The sequence below is a fragment of the Phycisphaerae bacterium genome (genome assembly GCA_017999985.1).
Taxonomy (GTDB): domain Bacteria; phylum Planctomycetota; class Phycisphaerae; order UBA1845; family Fen-1342; genus JAGNKU01.
The window spans coordinates 267,425-285,952 of the sequence record JAGNKU010000007.1 but is presented as its reverse complement, the minus strand read 5'-3'; the positions used below and the strand labels follow the sequence as shown (position 1 = coordinate 285,952).

The 18,528-nt window shown below is 68.6% G+C and carries 12 protein-coding genes and 1 tRNA gene; 5 read left to right on the top strand and 8 right to left on the bottom strand.

The features are described 5' to 3' along the window. Positions 1-245 precede the first annotated feature (245 nt). A complete protein-coding gene (locus KA383_11645) occupies positions 246-2,519 on the bottom strand; it encodes a dihydrolipoyl dehydrogenase (protein MBP7746772.1) in 2,274 nt (757 codons plus the stop codon). On the opposite strand from KA383_11645, the gene KA383_11640 reads away from it, so the two are divergent. Then, positions 2,499-4,154: a metallophosphoesterase gene (locus KA383_11640; protein ID MBP7746771.1), complete on the top strand. Its 1,656-nt coding sequence runs from the start codon at positions 2,499-2,501 to the stop codon at positions 4,152-4,154. The two genes, KA383_11645 and KA383_11640, sit on opposite strands and share 21 nt — an antisense overlap. An 11-nt stretch (positions 4,155-4,165) precedes the next feature. Here the strand turns inward: KA383_11640 and odhB are convergent, their stop codons facing one another. The 4 genes from odhB to KA383_11620 form a co-directional block, all read right to left on the bottom strand. Then, positions 4,166-5,398: a 2-oxoglutarate dehydrogenase complex dihydrolipoyllysine-residue succinyltransferase gene (gene odhB, locus KA383_11635; GenBank protein MBP7746770.1), complete on the bottom strand. Its 1,233-nt coding sequence runs from the start codon at positions 5,396-5,398 to the stop codon at positions 4,166-4,168. Between the two features lie 31 nt (positions 5,399-5,429). Then, complete coding sequence (locus tag KA383_11630; GenBank protein MBP7746769.1) at positions 5,430-8,243, bottom strand: 2-oxoglutarate dehydrogenase E1 component; 2,814 nt, start codon at positions 8,241-8,243, stop codon at positions 5,430-5,432. Between the two features lie 170 nt (positions 8,244-8,413). Next, positions 8,414-9,886, bottom strand: coding sequence for a hypothetical protein (locus KA383_11625; protein MBP7746768.1), 1,473 nt, complete (start codon positions 9,884-9,886; stop codon positions 8,414-8,416). A gap of 310 nt (positions 9,887-10,196) precedes the next feature. Beyond that, positions 10,197-10,270: transfer RNA gene (locus tag KA383_11620), tRNA-Arg, on the bottom strand. Positions 10,271-10,391: 121 nt separating this feature from the next. Here KA383_11620 and KA383_11615 point away from each other — a divergent pair. Next, positions 10,392-11,036, top strand: a complete 645-nt coding sequence (locus KA383_11615) for an MgtC/SapB family protein (protein ID MBP7746767.1) — start codon at positions 10,392-10,394, stop codon at positions 11,034-11,036. A gap of 39 nt (positions 11,037-11,075) precedes the next feature. On the opposite strand, the gene KA383_11610 is transcribed toward KA383_11615, so the two are convergent. From KA383_11610 to KA383_11600, 3 genes are read right to left on the bottom strand one after another with little or no spacing between them, the layout of a single operon-like run. Next, positions 11,076-13,118 carry a hypothetical protein gene (locus KA383_11610; protein ID MBP7746766.1) on the bottom strand — a complete coding sequence of 681 codons (2,043 nt, stop codon included), beginning with the start codon at positions 13,116-13,118 and terminating at the stop codon, positions 11,076-11,078. Continuing rightward, complete coding sequence (locus KA383_11605; GenBank protein ID MBP7746765.1) at positions 13,115-14,041, bottom strand: ABC transporter ATP-binding protein; 927 nt, start codon at positions 14,039-14,041, stop codon at positions 13,115-13,117. The genes KA383_11610 and KA383_11605 overlap by 4 nt, the downstream gene beginning before the upstream one ends. Next, positions 14,041-14,448: a GntR family transcriptional regulator gene (locus KA383_11600; protein ID MBP7746764.1), complete on the bottom strand. Its 408-nt coding sequence runs from the start codon at positions 14,446-14,448 to the stop codon at positions 14,041-14,043. The genes KA383_11605 and KA383_11600 overlap by 1 nt, the downstream gene beginning before the upstream one ends. Before the next feature lie 261 nt (positions 14,449-14,709). Here KA383_11600 and KA383_11595 point away from each other — a divergent pair, with 261 nt between their 5' ends. The 3 genes from KA383_11595 (at position 14,710) to KA383_11585 (ending at position 18,514) form a co-directional block, all read left to right on the top strand. Continuing rightward, the gene (locus KA383_11595; protein MBP7746763.1) at positions 14,710-15,786 is read left to right on the top strand and encodes a response regulator; all 1,077 of its coding nucleotides are present in this window, start codon (positions 14,710-14,712) and stop codon (positions 15,784-15,786) included. Positions 15,787-16,401: 615 nt separating this feature from the next. Beyond that, on the top strand, positions 16,402-17,868 hold the full coding sequence (locus KA383_11590; protein ID MBP7746762.1) for a DUF2029 domain-containing protein: 1,467 nt from the start codon (positions 16,402-16,404) through the stop codon (positions 17,866-17,868). A gap of 58 nt (positions 17,869-17,926) precedes the next feature. After that, positions 17,927-18,514, top strand: coding sequence for a sigma-70 family RNA polymerase sigma factor (locus KA383_11585; protein MBP7746761.1), 588 nt, complete (start codon positions 17,927-17,929; stop codon positions 18,512-18,514). Positions 18,515-18,528: the final 14 nt, after the last annotated feature.

Sequence of the window (18,528 nt, the reverse complement as noted above, 5' to 3'; positions counted from 1 at the left end):
GAACCGTACGGACGCACTGCGTACCACAAGGCAGCCGATCACCAAGCCAGGCGCAACCAGAACTGCGAATGCGATCGCGGCACCTGTCCAGAGAGTACTGCGGAAACGCGGACGCGCAACTCTGTTCGGCACTTCCATGTCCGTTCGCCGGGACGTAGACGGGCTTCGTGACCCCGTCGGCATGCGGCACACTCACCGTGTTGTAGCGGTCTGACGGGCCGGGTCCTATGTAATTTACTCGCTCGCTACGCATGAATCGCCCGGCCGTCGACGGCGAGCGCGGCCTCCTTCAGGCACTCCGCGAGTGTGGGGTGCGCGTGTGAGCTGCGGGCCAAGTCCTCCGCACTCGCGCCGAACTCGATCGCGACCGCCGCCTCTGCGATCAGGTCGCCGGCGTGCGGGCCGATGATGTGCACGCCGAGGATACGGTCCGTATCGGCGTCCGCCAGGATCTTCACGCGGCCGTCGATGTGGCCCAGCGCGCGGGCCCGGCCATTGCCGCGAATCTGAAAGACGCCCTTGCGGTAATTGACGCCGGCGGCTTTCAGTTGCTCCTCCGTCCTGCCGACGGCGGCGATTTCAGGCTCGGTGTAGCAGACGCCGGGGATCGCGTCGTAGTTCACGTGGCCGTAGCCGGTGACGATGTGCTCGACGCACGCGACGCCCTCGTCCTCCGCCTTGTGCGCGAGCATCGGCCCGCGAATGACGTCGCCGATGGCGTAGATGCCCGCGACGGCGGTGGCGAAATGCTCGTTCACCGGGATGCGGCGCTTCTCGTCGAGCGAGATGCCGACCGTGTCGAGGCCGAGGTCGCTCGTGTTGGGCACGCGGCCGACCGCGAGCAGAACGCGGTCGCACGCAATCGGATCGAGGCCATCAGCTTCGACGACGCAGGGTGGTGCACCTTCCGCCGTGACACGCCGGGCGGCGGTCACGCGCGCGCCGAGATGGAATTCCAGCCCCTGGCGTTTGAGCAGCTTCAGCGCTTCGGCCGCCAGCTCGTCGTCCATGCCGGGCAGGATGCGGTCGAGGTACTCCAGCACGGTGACCTGTGCGCCGAGCCGGCGCCAGACGGAGCCCAGCTCGAGGCCGATGTAGCCGGCGCCGATGACGACGAGATGCTGCGGGACCTCGGGATAGGCGAGGGCCTCGGTGCTCGTGCCGATGCGGTTATCGTCGAGCTCGACGCCCTTGAGCGGGGCGGATTGCGAGCCCGTGGCGATGATGATGTGCTTGGCCTGCAACTCCGTCGTGTGCCACTGCTCTTGAGCAGTGCCCGCCGACGCTCTGCGCTGACCCGTCTCCGTGTGCCACTGCTCTTGAGCAGTGCCCGCCGGTGCGCTGCGCGGACCCCGCGCTGCCGCTTGGGGTTCTGGTGAAGTCACCACCACGCGGCCAGGGCCGGCGAGCCGTGCGTGGCCGCTGTAGCGCGTGACCTTGTTCTTCTTGAACAGCGCCTCGATGCCCTTGGTGAGCCCGCCGACGATCTGGTCCTTGCGCTTCAGCATGGCCGGCAGATCCAGCTCGACCGCGCCGACTTTAACGCCGTGCTCCCTCAATTCGTCGCGGGCCGCGGCATAGCGCGCGCTCGACTCGAGCAGGGCCTTGCTGGGGATGCAGCCGATGCGGAGACACGTGCCGCCGAGCGCGGCCTCCCGCTCGATGCAGGCGACGTTGAGGCCGAGTTGGGCGGCCCGGATGGCGGCGACATACCCGCCGGGGCCGGCTCCGATAACAATCAGGTCATGCTGGATCACGGGCGGTCTCCCTGCTGAACGGGTGATCTTAGCGGCCCGCCGGACGCGCGGACAGGCGCGACGGCGGGCGGCCCGATTGTCATTGCCCGGCGCCGGGCCGTCGTGGTACGCTGAAATGTACGCGTGAAGTGGGCACTGGGGCTGCCACGGCGGTAATGGGCGGTCATGTCTCGACCCGGCCGCATCTCGCTCGTGTTGATCGCGCTCGGCTCGTTGGTGGGCGGAGCCGCGGCGCAGTCTGCGCCGACTTCGCCCGGGGACTGCAACCTCGACTGGGTGGTCGACTTCACGGACTTCGCGCTGCTGGCGGGCGGCCTGGGCGGATCGCCGGACGAGTGTGCCTGCCTGGACCTGGATGGCGCGGCGGGGCTGGATCTGCGTGATTTGGCGGTGTTTCAGCAGCTTTTCACCGGGACGGAAGTCCTCTCGATCGGGATCGCACTGGACGGCGACGATGGCACCGAAGTCGACCGGAGCGATTGGCACGACGATGGCTACCTGCAGAGCGGCCTCAATCGCATGGGAGCCGGTCGCGGCGGGCTGTACGAGCTGGGCTTGCGATTCCAGGTGCCGCAGATCAGCGCGGGCGAACAGTTCGCATACGCGCGCCTGGTGCTGCCCGGGTCGGGGCAGGGGTACGTCAGCTCGCTGGTACGCCTGGCGGTCGTGGGCGTCGCTGCGGACAGTGCCGTGCCGTTCGATGAGGCGCGGCCGTCGCAGCAGCCGAAGACGGAAACGCTGGTGAATTGGGATGTCGCGCATGACTGGCCGGAGCCGTTCACGGACAAGTTGTGCGTGCCGCTGCGGCGCTATAGCCCGGACATCTCCGCCGTCGTCAACGAGATCGTGGCGCGGCCCGGCTGGGGCACCGGGCCGGACGGCAAGGTGCTGGCGGTCGTGATCGAAGACCGGGGTTCGGATCCGACCAGCATTCTGGCCAGCCATGATTTTCACGCGGCGCCGCTGCACTGCCCGTTTGACAGCGTCGAGGCGCGGCTCGAACTCTACCGAACACTGCGGGCAACCTTCGTGGGACGTGAATTGGTCTCGCGGCCGACGGACGAATCCGCGACGCTGAGCGTGATGTCGCTCGTGACGCTCGACATGTACTTCGAGTGGGGCCTGTCGCCGGGGAGCTACACGCACCAGAGTCCGGTCGTCTGTGTGCCGGGCGGCACGCCGCACGTGGTACGCCTCGAGCGCCTGCGCCCGGATATGCGTTATTACTACCGCCTGCGCTACCGGCCGGCCGAGGGCGGCCCCTTCGAGGCGGGCCCGCCGCGCACGTTTCACACGGCGCGCGCGCGCGGCAGCTCCTTCACCTTCGCCATCGTGGCCGACTCGCACCTCCAGGAGCTGGGCTGGACGCCGAACGGATACGCGCTCTATCGGCGGACGCTTCAGAACGTGAGCTGGGACGCGCCGGACTTTCTCCTCGACATGGGTGACTCGATCCACAGCGAGATGTATGCCGGCCGCGATGTCGTCGACTTCGCGGAGGCGGTCGATCGGCAGCTCGACCAGCGGCCCTATCTCGACCTGGCGTGCCATTCGGCGCCGTACTACCTGGTGCTGGGTAACCACGAGGGCGAGCAGGGCTGGCGGCTGAATGGCACCCCGTGGAACGTGGCGGTCTGGGCGGCGAACGCGCGCAAGCTGATCTATCCCCTGCCGCAGCCCGATGATTTCTACACGGGTGACCGCTACGAGGCGCCGTTCGTCGGACGGCGTGAGAACTACTACGCGTGGGAATGGGGCGACGCGCTCTTCGTGGTGCTGGACCCGTACTGGTACACGCCGCGCTGCCCGCACGGGGACATTCATTACCCGGGCAGCGGCGACAACTGGGATTGGACGCTGGGCCGCGACCAGTATGACTGGCTGGGGTACACGCTGCAGGGCAGTTCCGCGACGTTCAAGTTCGTCTTCGCGCATCACATCACCGGCGGCGTGAATACGTACGGGCGCGGCGGCATCGAGGCGGCGAGCCACGCGCTGGGCGGCAGGGGCTCATTCGAGTGGGGCGGCGAGGCACTGGACGGGACGTACGCGTTTGACTGCTACCGGCCGGGCTGGGGCGTGCCGATCCACGCTCTCCTCGTCGCCAACGGGGTGACGATCTTCTTTCACGCCCACGATCACGTGTTCGCGCGGCAGGAGCTGGACGGCGTGATCTACCAGGAGTGCCCGCAGCCCAGCGACGCCGCGTACAGTACGGGTTACTACGCTCTCGGCGAGTATGTTGCGGGCGACGTGGTGCCGAATACGGGGCACGTCCGCGTGACGGTGGCGCCGCAGCAGGTCACGGTGGACTATGTGCGGGCGTATTTGCCGGGCGACGGGCCGAACGGCGAAGTGGCGTACTCGTACACCGTGCCAGCGGCGCGGAATCGGTAGCGGCCGCGGGGCTACACTTCGATCAGCATCCGCGCGGGCTCTTCGACGCACTCCTTGATGCGCTTCAGGAAAGAGACCGATTCGCGCCCGTCGATAATACGGTGATCGTAGGTCAGCGCGATGTACATCATCGGGCGGATCACGACCTGGCCGTTGCGGGCGACGGGGCGGTCCTGGATGGCGTGCAGACCGAGGATGGCGCTTTGCGGCGGGTTGATGATCGGTGTCGCCAGCAGCGAGCCAAACACGCCGCCGTTGGTGATCGTGAACGTGCCGCCCTGCAGCTCCTCGACGGCAATCTTGCGCTCGCGGGCGCGCTTGGCGAGGTCGGCGATGGCGAGCTCCACTTCGGCGAAACTCAGCCGCTCCGCGCCGCGCACCACCGGTACCACGAGGCCCTGGTCCGTGCTGACGGCGATGCCGATGTCATAGTAGTTCTTGTAGACGATGTCATGCCCGCGGATCTCCGCGTTCACCGCCGGGAAGCGTTTGAGCGCGTCGATCGCGGCCTTCACGAAGAACGACATCAGGCCGAGCTTGATCCCGTACTTCCTGTTGAAATCCTCGCCGCGCTGGTCGCGCAGCGCAAAGATCGCCGACATGTCCACCTCGTTGAAGGTGGTCAGCATGGCCATGGTCTGCTTCGCCTCGACGAGGCGCTGGGCGATGCGGCGACGCAGCATGGTCATCGGGACGACTTCTTCGTGGCGGTCCGCGGCGGGCGGGGCTGGCGGCGGTTGCGTCGTCGGCGTCGCGGCTGGGCGCGCGCCGTCGCCACCCTGGGCCACGTGGCGCTGCACATCTTCCTTCAGCAGTCGGCCGCCGGGGCCGGTGGGCTGCACATCGGCAGGTTGCAGGCCGGCGTCCGCGAGCGCCCGCCGCGCGGCCGGCATCACGTGTGCGGCGGCTCCGGCCGCGCGGGCCTCCGTGGCGGGCGGGGCGCCGGTGGCGGTGCGCGCCGGGGCAGCCCCGGCCTTGGCTCCGGTCGCGACTGTCGCTGGGCGCGGTGCTTCTTCCAGCAGCGCGATCACGGTGCCGACCGGGACGATCTCGCCGGCTGGCTTGAGGCACTTGGTGAGAAAGCCGCTCACAGGGGCGGGCAGCTCCATGGAGGCTTTGTCGGTTTCAATCTCGACGACGGTCTCGTCGCGCTCGACGTAGTCGCCCTCGGTCTTGGCCCACGCGCCGATCTGGACCTCGGTGATCGATTCGCCGGCGGACGGGATCTTCAGTTCAACGGCCATGTCGGTCGATCTCCCGCGCACACGCGCCGCCTCAGCGGTGTTCGCCCGTGTCTTCAAAGGCCTGGTCGATCAGGCGCTGCTGTTCCAGCTCGTGGCTGGCGTGCGAGCCGGTGGCCGGGCTGGCGGCAGCGGGCCGGCTGAGCCACCGGAGCGGATGGCCGCACAGCGATGCGCCGAATCTTATGCGGAAGTGGGGGGCCGCGCCCATGTTCGCGGGCTCTTCCTGGGTCCAGTAGACCGGCACGTCGGCGGCGTAGGGCGCCAGAACGGTCTGCAGCGCCGCTTCCGGCAAGGGGTAGTACTGTTCGACGCGGATCAGGGCGACATCCGTGCGCCGGCGCTTCTCGCGCGCGTGTCGCAACTCGTAGTAGACCTTGCCGCTGCAGAGCAGAATCCGCCGTACGCCTGCGGCCGGCAGGTCGTCCGGCAGCACGCGCTGGAAACGACCGGTCGCGAAAGCGTCCAGCGTCGAGGTTGCCTGCGGGTGCCGCAGCAGGCTCTTCGGCGTCATCACGACCAGCGGCTTGCGCCACGGGCGCAGCACCTGGCGGCGCAGCACGTGAAAATACTGCGCGGGTGTGCTCGGGTTCACCACCTGGAGGTTGTCGGCGGCGGCCAGCATGAGAAACCGCTCCAGCCGGGCGCTGGAGTGCTCGGGCCCCTGGCCCTCCATCCCGTGCGGCAGCAGCAGGACCAGGCCGCTGAGACTGTGCCATTTCTCCTCGGCGCTGGCGAGAAACTGGTCGACGATCACCTGCGCGGCGTTGACGAAATCGCCGAACTGCGCCTCCCAGATGACCAGACCATCGGGGTACGCGATGCTGTAGCCGTATTCGAATCCAAGCGCGCCCGCCTCGCAGAGCGGGCTGTTACGGATATCGAACGCGGCCTGGTCGGGCGCGATGTGCTGCAAAGGGACGTACGGCTGGCTGTTCTGATAGTCATACAGGATCGCGTGGCGCTGACTGAACGTCCCGCGGCCGCAGTCCTGGCCAGTAAGGCGCACCCGCGTGCCTCCGGCGAGCAGCGTGGCAAACGCGAGGGCTTCGCCGTTGGCCCAGTCGAGCGGCTTTTGCCCCCCGGCCATCTGGCGGCGCTGCTCGAGCAAGCGCTTGAGCTTTGGGTGCAGATGGAAATCGGCGGGCAACTTCGTCTGGGCTGCGAGCAGCGCGGTCAACTGCTCGCGGGGCAAGCCTGTATCGACTTCCGGGACGTTTGCATCCGGCCCGCCCGCGTAGCGGCTCCAGATGCGGCCGAGCGTGCTGGGGCGGGCGCTCACGGAAGGACCTTCGCTAAGCGCGCCCGCCAGCTCCTGCTCCAGGTATGCACGCCGCCGCGCCGCGATCTCATCGGCCTCGTCGCGCGTGACTTCACCCAGCTCGAGCAGGTGCTTGAGATAGCCGTCGCGGACGGACGGGCGCGCCTCGATCCGACGATACAGCCCGGGCTGCGTGAACGACGGCTCGTCGCCCTCGTTGTGGCCGTGCCGACGATAGCAGTACATGTCGATGACGACGTCGCGGCGGAACTCGTGGCGAAAGTCGAGCGCCAGTTGCACGACCTGGGCGACCGCCTCGGGGTTCTCGCCGTTCACGTGGAAGATCGGGCTCTGAAGCATTTTGGCCACGTCGGTCGCGTAACGCGTCGAGCGGCCTTCCTGGGGACTGGTCGTGAAGCCAAGCTGGTTGTTCACGATTACGTGCAGCGTGCCGCCCGTGCGGTAACCCGCCAGCTCGCTGAGGTTCAGCGTTTCCTGCACGATGCCCTCGCCCGCGAACGCGGCATCGCCGTGAATGAGCAGCGCCAGGCTGCGACGCCGTTCCGTGTCGCCGAGACGATCCTGCTTCGCGCGGACGCGGCCGAGGACCACCGGGTTGACGAATTCCAGGTGGCTGGGGTTGAAGCACAGCGCCAGGTGCAGCGTCTGGCCCGCGGCGGTGGTCCAGTCGCCGTGATAGCCCTGGTGGTACTTCACGTCGCCGCGGCCCAGATACAGTTCGGCGTCGACGTTCTCGAACTGCCGGAAAATCTGGCGCGGGCTCTTGCCCATGATGTTGGCGAGGACGTTCAGGCGGCCGCGGTGGGCCATGCCGATGACGATTTCCTCGACGCCCTGGCTGCCGGCGCGTTCGATGGCCAGGTCGAGCAGGGGGATGAGGCTTTCGCCGCCTTCGAGCGAAAAACGCTTGGCGCCGACGTATTTCTTCTGGATGAACTCCTCGAAGATGACGGCGTCGGTGAGGCGCGTGAGGATGCGGAGCTGGGCCGCCCGGCTCAGGGCGATGCGGTTCTGCGTGCCTTCCATGCGCTCCTGCAGCCAGTGGCGGGCCTCGAGCTGATCGATGTGCATGAACTGCACGCCGATCGCGCGGCAGTAGGTGTTGCGCATGAGGAGCAGGATTTCACGCAGCGTGCGGACCGCGGCGCCATGGATCGTGCGGCTGGAGAACGGGCGTTTCATGTCGTCGCGCGTGAAGCCGTAGTGCGCGGGTTTGAGCTCCTCCGGGTGGGGGACGCCATGATGCAGCGGATCGACCGCGGCGACGATGTGGCCGCGGACACGGTAAGCGCGTATCAGTTGGTCGACGCGGTCCTGGTGGATGGCGACCTGTGCGCCGGCGGTTGCAGCCCCGAGGCCGTTGTGGGCGGGCGGCGGATTGAAGAGGCTGCGCGGCTGGAACGATGGGCCCAGCCGCAGCCCGGGCGCGCTGTGCCGTGGCGTGAACCCGTCAAAGTAGGCGCGCCAGGCCGACGGCACGGACGCCGGATCGCGCAGGTATTCAGCGTAGAGCTGTTCGACGAAGGCGAGGTTATGGCTGTCTGGCACGATCGCCGGCTCGGGCATCGCGGGGCACCCAGTGTGGACATCGTCGGCCGCGGGCGGCCACTGAACCGCCGCCGTCCGCACACCGAGGATTATAGCCGAGTGCGGGCGGGTTGCGGCGGTCTGGGCGACAGCGTATAGCCGATGCGCACCGGTGTATCGCGGCCTGTCGCGCAGGATGCGTCCGGGCGCTATTTCGGCGCGTCCAGGAGCGCTTCGATCTTCTGCAGACGCGCCTCCAGGTCCGCGATCCGCTGCTGCTGCGCGGCCAGAGCGGCGTCCTTTTCCTGGAGCAACTGGTAGAGACCCTGGATGCCCGCGAGCGCCACCCCGTCGGCGTCGATCGTCGCGATGTGTTCATCGCCGGCGCCGACCTGGAACGCGGTCCGGAAGTCCGCGGCGGCGGGGCCGACATGGCGGACTTGCGCGGCGTCGTTCTTGAACGTCCAGGAGACGATCGGCAGGTTGACAATCTGCTTCAGGACCGCCCGAGCATCGACGGCCTGGAGCGTCTCGCGCAGCGCGCCGCCCGCCGCGTTCATCCAGACGCCATCCTGGCTCAGGTATGCCCCGGTGCTGGTGGCAAGGAACGCGTTGGCCGGGAAGGTCGGGGCGCTGTGCGTACCGAACCACAGGCCACCGCTGGCGCGGACGATGAACTGATTTGGGCCCAGCGACGCGATGTCATCGAACGTCGCGTCACCCCACACGAAGCTGCCGCGGTGCAGCGCCTTGGCACGCCGGCCGGCCGCGAAGCTGTAATCGCCCGCGGCGTGATTCTGATTGCCGCCGGGGACCGTGGCGTGATCGCCGCTGGCGGCGTTCTCGAGGCCGCCGCCGATCACCGCCGTCTCGCCCACCGCGCTGTTGCCGGCGCCGCCCGCGATGCTGGCTCCGGGGCCCGCGGCGCTGTTGTCATAGCCGCCCGCGACGGTCGCATAGCTGGCGGAGACCTGGTTGGTGGCGTTGGTGGTGCCGCCGCCCAGCACGGCCGCGCCGACCGCGCCGTCCGTAACGGCGTTGCCTGCGAATCCGGCGATAATGTTGGGGCTGAGCGCGGTGGGCTCGAGGCGCAGCGCGGGGTAGCCGTTCACGCCGAAATTCAGGGCTGTATCGTCATTGGTGCCGAGGAAGTTCGCGGCCGGGTCAACACCGGCATTGCCGCCGAGCAACCAGGCATTGGCCTGCACGCGTTCATCGAGGAACGATGTGTCGATCTGGACGGTCGTTCCGTCGAGGGTCAGACCGGTGCCGATGGTGTACGACGTGCCGGGCTCGCCCTGCGGGCCGGAGGGACCGACGGGGCCCTCGGGGCCAATCGCGCCCGGGTCGCCGTCGGCGCCCCGCGCGCCGGTCGCGCCCTGCGCGCCCTTGGCGCCCGTGGCGCCGGTGGCGCCGCGCGGGCCGGGGTCGCCCTCGGGGCCGGTGGGCCCGGTCGGGCCGGTGGGGCCAATCAAGTCGGGATTGACCAGGCCGGACTGGTCACCGTCGGTGTTCGTGCCGTTGCCTTCGTCGGTGAAGTTCGTGTTTCCGTAGATCAGCACGTCCGGCGGGCAGCCACCGACCAAGCCGGTGACCGCGATGGAGGACAGCGCCAGCAAGATCATCGGGTGGCGGCAAACGAGCGTGATGGTGCGGGGTGTGCACTGCGTCCTGCAAGACATGGCAAAGGCTCCTTCCTGCTGTCTGTGCCGCGCGATCGCCGATTCGGCCCGACGCGAGCTTTGACTGGATGCGTTCGGCAAGGCGCGACGGCCGTGTTTCGCCAGACACAGTACTATTTGGTTCTATATGTTGCAAGTCCGGAACGCTGCCCCCCAATATATTGCGTTGGCTGCAGGTCGCCGGACGGCCAGTCGCATTCCGTGGGCGCGGTCGCCGGTGCGTGACTGGACGCGTGCAGCGTCTGGTGGACTGCGGACCCCACCCGCTCCCTGCTTCGAATGTTCGCCTGGTCGGCCGGCTTCAGGAGGACGTTCCCGGCGGGGTTCGAACCCACAACCTTCGGCTCCGGAGGCCGACGCTCTATCCAGTTGAGCTACGGGAACTCGGCGGCATCGCCGCCAATTCGAAGTGTACACCACGCCGGGGGGGCGTCAAGCGAACTTGCCGCCGTGCGGCTGCTGCGCTGCGGTGCTGCGGGTACAATCCGGCGGCGGTACACAGCCTATGCCAGAGTGGGTTGACATCATCAAGCTGCTGGCCGCGGCCTTCGCCGGTGCGGTGATCGGGCTCGAGCGCGAGCTGCACGACAAGCCGGCGGGGTTCCGCACGAACATCATGATCTGCCTGGGGGCGGCGTTGTTCACACTCCTGTCCGTGCGGCTGGCGGAGGATGCGCCCGGCGTGGATCGGACGCGCATCGCGGCGCAGATCGTGACCGGCGTCGGCTTTCTCGGCGCGGGGGCGATCATCCAGCGGCGCAACCATGTCGTCGGCCTGACCACGGCGGCGACGATCTGGGCGGTGGCGAGCGTGGGGATGGCCTTTGGGGCGGGGCACTTCGTGCTGGGGACGCTGGGAACAGTCCTCGCCAGCGCGGTGCTGTTCGGGTTGGGCGTGACTGAGAAGCAGATTGCCCGCTGGCACACGGCGGCGACGTTCGAGGTCGAGTTGGAACCCGGTGCCAGTCCGCGCGACACGATCGAGCGCCTCGTGAAAGAAGCCCGCGTGCGCCGGCGGTCCTGGACGCTGATCAAGACGCCGGAGGGCCTGGCGGGGCGACTGACCGCGATCGGCCCTGCCCCGCGTCTGGAGAAGCTCGAACACCTGATGATCCGCGACGCGGAAATCCGGGCTTTCAAGCGACTCTGAGCCAAGCCCCGAAAAGGTGTCCGAAGCGTCTTTCGGTGGTCACGCGGCTGACTCGGGCGTGTCGAAGACTTCGGTTCCGTCCGTCGGCGGCGGGGGCCAAGGTGCGCCGCAGTGTTCGCACGCGTCGCGGTCCACGACGCGCCACCGCGCACAGGCCGGACACGCCACGCGCGCCGGCCAGTCGCGTAGCGCCGCCAGCGTCAAGAGCATCACAGGCCCGCCCAGAAGCGCCAGCATAATCCACAACCTTCGGGCGCGCGGTGTGAACGCGTAACGGCGACTGATGCGCCATGCGATCAGCGGACACGCGACGACCGACGCGAGGAACGCGCTCAATGAGACAACACGAAACGCATTCCAGGGCCCGCCGAACTCGCGGTGTAGTTCGGCCAGCGTGATGGCACCCTGCGTATCTCCGCAGGCCTTCCGCAGGTACGCCCAGCCATAGAGCCCGATGACCGCGCCGGACGGCAGCGCCGCGCCGCCCAGACCGCGCCAGGCGCTCAACGTCCCTGACGGCGGAGGCAGCGCGGGCAACTCGTGCCGTTGCAACTCCCGGCCATCCGCGCCGAACTCCAGCACGATCTCCGGCAGCGTGAAGCCGGCAAGTTCCTGTGCCGGCTGCGCGGGGCGATACCAGACGATGCAGCGTGTGGCATCGTTCGTCATCCCCGCGGATACGTAGCCGTACGTCGTGAGCTCGACCGGGTGCGCCAGCGTGAACTGCGGCGTGCCGTCGATCCCCAGCAGCCGCAGGTGCGCGCGGGTCAGCACGATGATGCCCGGGCTCTCTCTCGCGATCGGGCCGCGTAACACGCCACAGGCCAGCACCGTTTCCGGTGCGGGCAGCGCGTAGACCGGCTGTATTTCGCGTGTGTCAAAATCGATGCGGTACAGCGTGTCTCGGTCGGCGAGAAACACGCCCGCGCCACCCCACGCCACCTGCACCCGCGCTGCGAACGGGCGGGCCAGTCCCTGTTCGGCCGGCACAAATCCGTCCGGCCCCAGTGTCCCGAGCGGCCGCTTCGTCCGCAGTGAGTAGCCGTACAACAGCCGCTCGGCCGGCACCGAGTACCACGCGGTATCCTCCGGGAACATCACCGGCGCAACGAACCGTGCGCCGCTCCAGTAGTGGGGGACCTGCTCTGGTTCCGCGTGCAGGGACACGGCGCGCAGCAGCCTGCTGTCGAGCTGCGCTCGCGCACGCGGGTCGCGGTACGCCTCGACCTCCGCACCCTGGGGATCGACCACGCTCACCAGCCGCTGATCGACATGTGTGAGCCGCAAGATACGCCCCGCGCCGTCGATCTGATACTGATGAAACGTGTAGTGCTCGTCGTCGAGACTCTCCGCGCTCACCGTGCCAACCACCGCGATCACGACGCCGATGCCGGCGAACAACGTCACGCCCAGCGCCAGCCGGGCAACGCGCGGCAGCGGCCGGTATTCGCCGTTGGCCAGGAAACACCCGGCGGCGCAGACCGCGAGCAGCACAATGCCGACCGCGTTGACCAGCACCGCCTGCCAGAACTCGGTCACCGCCACGCCGACAAACGCGATCGCCGCCGCCGTCACCAGGGGCACGCCCCGGCTGCACCACCACCGTGCCGGGCGCAGCCCGACCAGCAGCCCCGCGAAGTAGAACATGATCCCGGTCAGGATCGCGCCAATGCCCGGCAGCACTGAGCGAGCATCGAACGGCGCGGCCACGTTGCCGGGCGTGGCCACCCAGATCGCCGAGCCCAGCAGCGGCAGCCCCAGCGCCGGCACGAACAGGAGCAGCCCGCCGCAGACCTTCGCCCCGAAGATCCGCGGCCGCGCCAGCGGCCGATGCATCAGGAACGCCCAGCGCCCCGGACGCGCCTCCGGCAGTGTCTGGAGCAGGCCGAGCAACAGGCCGCCGAGGGTGGCGCCGAACAGCATGACGGCGTAGAAGAGGCGGCTGCACAGCAGGGAGACGTTGTCCCAGTCCCGCACACTCACCGCCGAGAGCGCCGCGCCGCATGCCAGCCCGATCGCAATCAGCCAGAGCATCGCCCACTTCACCTGTTCGCGGACCTCTTTCCAGATGAGTGCCCTCATGCAGCACCTCCCGACTCCGGCACGAGCGGCCGCGCGGCTCCCCGCACTCCCACGTAGTCGATGAACGCCTCCTCGAGGTCCAGTGCGACCGGCTCGCGGCGCGCTGCCCCCAGCCGGCCGAGCAACGCCTCGGTGCGCTCGTCGCAGTTCGCGATCGTCAACGACAGCTCGCGCTCGGTGCGTCGGGCGTGCAGCAGCCCCGGGATGTCCGGCACGGCCGGCGGCGGGCCGGAGAAGTGCAGCACGACGCGCTGCACGCGCCGCCGAAACTCGTCCACGGTGCAACACGCCCGCAAGCGCCCGTGGTCGAGAATCGCGATCCGGTCCGCGACGCGCTCGACATCGTCGACGAGGTGCGATGAGAAGAAGATGGTCCGGTCCGCCTGGCGCGTCACGTAGACCATCGCTTCGAGCAGGGCCCGCCGGGCCACCGGGTCCAGACCCAGGGCCGGGTCATCCAGGATCAGCAGTTCCGGGTCCGGCGCGAGCGTCAGCGCCAGGCACAGCCCCGCGCGCTGCCCGCGCGAGAGATCGCGGACGCGCGTGTCCGGCTCCAGGCCGAAATACTCGACCACGTTGCGATACAACTCCTCGTTCCAGCGCGCGTAGAAGCTCCGCTGGAAGCGCCCGCACTCGGCCACGCGCATCCACCCGTAGACGTGATGGCCCTCGGCGAGGTATCCGATCCGCGCGCGCCCCGCAGGCGACAGCGTCCGGCTGTCCTGACGCAGCACCGTCGCCGCGCCGCGCGTCGGCTCCAACAGTCCCAGCAACATGCGGATCGTGGTCGTTTTACCCGCGCCGTTCCGCCCGAGAAAGCCGAACACGCAGCCGCGCGGCACGGCGAGATCGAGCTCGCGCACCGCGCCCGTGCGGCCGAAGTAGCGGGTCAGTTGCTGTGTTTCAATTACATATTCAGCCATCACTCGGACCCTCGGTTCGGCTCCGCGCCCGGCTCGTAGTGCGCCAGGCGCTTGTCGAGCGCCGCGCGAATCTCATCCGGCGTGAAGTTCAGCACGAGCGCTTCGCTCAGCAGCGCATCCAGCGCCTGCTCCAACCGCCGCACCCGCTCCGCACGCGAAAACACCTGCCGCCGGTCGGCGACGAAGAACCCGCGCCCCTGGCGGGACTCGAGCACGCCGTCGTGGACGAGTTCGGCGTAGGCCTTGGCGACGGTGTTGGGATTGACGACCAGCGACTCGGCCAGCGCCCGGACGCTGGGGAGCGGATCGCCGGCGTGCTGGTGGCCGACGGCGACGGCGTGCCGGACCTGATCGACGATCTGGCGGTAGATCGGCAGGGGGCTGCCGGTTGAGATGCGGAATTCCAGGGCCACGGCGACCTCGTCATACTGTACTATCTGACATAGTACAGTATGCCCTGGTCGCGGCCGACTGTCAAGTGCCGCCGTGCAATTCAGCGCCGAACTGCCGGCTGGGCCGCGGCCGGCGGCTTATCGGGCGTGCCCGGCTGGTCGCCGGTGCCAATCATGCGGCCCGCCGCCGGGGCCGATGAAAACAGGGCGAGCCCGCGTTGGGGGTTGCGCGCCCGCGGAATACGAGCCGCCCGACGGGCGGGTAGGTCAATGGTGTTGAGCCCGGCCAACGCACTGGACAATCATTCGCTGTCGCAGCTCCTCGACCAACTGGACGCACAGGCTGGTCCGGTGGATCTGGCGCAAGGCGGCTGTCGGGCCGATTCCCTCTACAAGTATCGCGTGCGGACTCTCCGCGTGGACATGCGTCAACCGCAGCAGCCGTCGCGGTCTTTTGGGGTGCATGCGCGGCTGCTTGGCACACGGGCGTTGTGCGCGGTGTCCACGACCTGGCTGCGGCCCGAGGTGCCCTGCGTCGTGTACCTGATCGACGCGGAAAGCGGCTGGGATGAGGTTCCCGGGCGCGTTGCGGCGTGCGACCCGCTGACGCAGGCCGATGGCCTCTGGGAGTTGCGGGTGACGTTCGATCGCGCGATCGATGTTCCGCGCTTTGCCCCGCCGGCCTGGCGCTGCCGCATCCTCGTCGCGGATGACAGCCTGACCGTCTGCCGCATCCTGACGCAGGCGCTCGCGCGCCACCATGCCGACGTGACCTGCGTGGCCAACGGCCGTCAGGCCGTCGCCGCCGCGCTGGCCGAGCGGTTCGATCTGATCCTGCTCGACATGGACATGCCGGAACTCGATGGGCCGAGTGCCGCCCGCGAGCTGCGCGAAAAGGGATACCTGTGGATGATCGTCGCGCTGACGGCCTCGACGACCGAGGCCAGCCACTACCTGTGCATCAACGGCGGCTGCGACGCGTTCGTCAACAAGCCCGTGCAATCTGAGTGTCTCGCGGACCTCGTCCGCGCCGCGCGGCCGAAGCCGCTGATCAGCGCCATGATCAGCGAGCCCGGATTCGGCGACGTGATTGACGCCTGCGTCCACGAGCTGCGCGCCGCGGTCGCCGCGATGCAGGCCGCCTTTGCCGCCGACGATGCGGCCCGCTTGCTGAAGATCGCGACGCACATCCGGGTCGAAACTCCTGCGGCGGGGTTCCCGGTCCTCGCGCGCCTGGCCGCCCGCGTCGAGCGCGCAATCAGTGATGGCTTTCCGCTGCGCGATGTGCGGCGCGCGCTGTGCCCGCTGGCGGTGCATTGCCTGGCCGCGCGGCCGGCGACGCGCTTCGACTAGCGCACCCCACCCCGTTGGCCAGCTTGGGCCGCGCGACCGGGCGCGACAATTATGCGCCGCGGCCGCCCGCGCAACTTCTCTCTTGACCCGCGCCCGGTTCTGGCGATAATGGGGATAGCGGAGGCCGCTGCGGCGGCGCAGCCCTCTCAAAGATTGGGCGAGACCGCTGCCCGCCTCACCACCTCCGCCAGGTGCTTCGGATCCAGCACCTGTCGTGTTCGCCGGTGACGGTCGGCGAACGGGACAAAGCCCGGCGTGGCGTCCTCACCAGAGGCCGGCCGGGAAGTGGCCCGTGTAGAAAGGAGGTGATCCAGTGAAGGGTGATAAACGCTAGGCTGCTGTGATGCAGCGAACGTGGCTGTCGTTACAGCAGCCAACGAAACAGCCCGCCGGTCGCACGACGTGCCCCGGCGGGCACTTTTTGCGCCCCCGTCCAGCCAGCTTGACGCCCGCTGGCGCGGCGCGCTATAAGCCGGCGCGGCTCTGGTCCTTCCCAACCTGGAACCCGGTGAGCGCGGCATGACACACCAGCCACGGCGACTGTGGGAACCTCACCCCGCCGTCCGGTGCGCTCGTCGTGGGCCGGCCGCGCCGCCTTGGGGACTCTGGCTCGGCGTGACTGTCGCAGCCATCCTGCTCCGCGCCGGACTCCTCGCCGCGCCCCTGTTGCCGACACCCCCCATCCCGGTCTTCGCCGGCATGCTTTACCCCGGCGACCACGACGACTTCGTCCGCTGGGGCCTGCAAGCGCAGGATCGCGGGCTGCTGAGCCTCTACACCGAACGGCCGCACCGCTATGACCTGCGCCACTGGGACAAGAGCAAGCGCACCTGGCACATCTCGCAACGCAAGTTCGACCGCGTCTGTAACTATCCGCCGCTGTCGGTCTACCTGTTGGCCGTGTCCGGGGCGGCCTTCAGCGCGCTGCGTCCGGATCGGCTGCTGAACACCGTCGAGTCGCTGAGCTGCTTCACGTTCTGGAGCATGGTGGGAGACTTCCTGACCGCCTGGGGTTGCGCGGCGCTGGTCCGGCGTTTTCGTCCGGGGTGGGCTCCTCTGTGGATCTACGTCGCGGCGCTGTTTCTGCCTATTTTGTGGTGGGACTCGGTGATCTGGGCCCAGACCGACTCGATCCTGCTGGCGGCGGGGGTCTGGATGCTGCACGCGATGCTCCACGAACGCTGGGTGCTGGCGGGCGTGCTCTGGGGCGTGGCGTTCGCCCTCAAGACGCAGGCCGTGCTGTTCATCCCGCTGTGGGGCTATGCCCTGCTGACGACGCGGCCGGTCTGGAAGCCGCTGGTCGGGGGCGTGGTGGCGCTCGGCGTGCTGCTGCTCATGGCGCTGCCGTTCACGTTGCACAGCGGCTGGGCGTGGTACCTGCGCAGCTACCATGAGAACCTGTTCGCGATTTACAGCAAATTGACCACGCTGAAGGCGTTCAATATCTGGTACCTGCACCTCCTGCTCACGGATTCACTCGACGCACATGCGAAATGGCTGGGCCTCACCCGGGGCACGTGGAGCAAGATCTGGCTGGTGCTGGCGTTGCTAGCGGGGTTGTTGTTCATGCTGTGGCGCTGGCGGCGCGACCGCCGGGGGCTGGTGCTGTGGACCATGCTCAGCCTGCTGCTGTTCATGATGATCCCGACCGAGGTCCATGAGCGCTACCTGATCCTGGTCCTGCCCTTCCTCGGCGTGGCCGTCACGTTTGCGCCCCGCCTGTGGCCGGGCCTCCTGTTGTTGCTGGTCGTCATGCTGGGGCAATTGAGCTGGCCGCTCTGGCTGCCACGGGGGCGCGGCACCTGGGCCGAGACGGCCGCGTACGCCACCCACAAGTACAACGCGGAGTTGGCCGACTGGCCTGCGGACGCCGGCCCGCCGCCGGTCACCCTGGAAGACACGCTGGCTGACCTGCAGCAGGTGTATCGCCGGCAACTTGCGCGGGCGGCCCCCGCCGAGTGGACCTTCACCATCTGTGCCTTGCTCGGCACGGCCGCCACGGTCGCTGCCCTGCTGACACTGCGCCCGCGCCCGCCGGATGCGGTCCGGCCCGAGTCTGCGCGGGATGCGCTGGTCCGGTAAGGTGGCGCCAGGCAAAGACTATATCTATTCGCCGCCCGACGGGGATATACTGGAGAACATGTACGGGCAAACCACTCACATCAGCTTGCTGCAGCGCCTGAGCAACGGACAGGATCCCGCTGCCTGGCGTGAGTTTCATGAGCGCTACGCGGAGCTCATCGCGGGCTTCGCGCGCCGCCGCAGCCTGCAGCCCGCCGACTGCGACGACGTGGCCCAGGAAGTCCTGCTCGCGCTCAGCAAGACGCTGCCCGGGTTCCACTACGATCCGGCCCGCGGCAAGTTCCGCTCGTACCTGAAGACGATCACGCTGCACGCCATTTTCAAACGCCGTATGGCCCGCCACGGCGAAGTGGACCTGGAGCACCTCGAGGAAGCGACGCGTGCGGCGTGCGAGGACGAGGACGTCGAGGCGGCCTGGGAAGCGGAGTGGCGCCAGTACCACGCCCGCCAGGCCATGCGGACCATCGCCGTCGAGTTCAACGACGCGGATCGGCAGGCCTTTCAGCGCTACGCCGTCGAGGGCCGCGACGCCCGCGAGACGGCCGAGGCCCTCGGGCTGAGCGTGGACCAGGTCTACCAGGCGAAGTCGCGGATCATGAAGCGCCTCACGGAGCTGGTGGAGCAACAGGTCGGCGAAGAGGGGTGAGCGATCCGGGGTGG

Coding starts and splice junctions, on each gene's coding strand:
- KA383_11645 (MBP7746772.1), bottom strand. CDS start 2,519: ATGCGCGACATCCCAATTCACCAGCGTTTCCGTCTTCGGCTGCTGCGA.
- odhB (MBP7746770.1), bottom strand. CDS start 5,398: ATGGCCGTTGAACTGAAGATCCCGTCCGCCGGCGAATCGATCACCGAG.
- KA383_11630 (MBP7746769.1), bottom strand. CDS start 8,243: ATGCCCGAGCCGGCGATCGTGCCAGACAGCCATAACCTCGCCTTCGTC.
- KA383_11625 (MBP7746768.1), bottom strand. CDS start 9,886: ATGTCTTGCAGGACGCAGTGCACACCCCGCACCATCACGCTCGTTTGC.
- KA383_11615 (MBP7746767.1), top strand. CDS start 10,392: ATGCCAGAGTGGGTTGACATCATCAAGCTGCTGGCCGCGGCCTTCGCC.
- KA383_11610 (MBP7746766.1), bottom strand. CDS start 13,118: ATGAGGGCACTCATCTGGAAAGAGGTCCGCGAACAGGTGAAGTGGGCG.
- KA383_11605 (MBP7746765.1), bottom strand. CDS start 14,041: ATGGCTGAATATGTAATTGAAACACAGCAACTGACCCGCTACTTCGGC.
- KA383_11585 (MBP7746761.1), top strand. CDS start 17,927: ATGTACGGGCAAACCACTCACATCAGCTTGCTGCAGCGCCTGAGCAAC.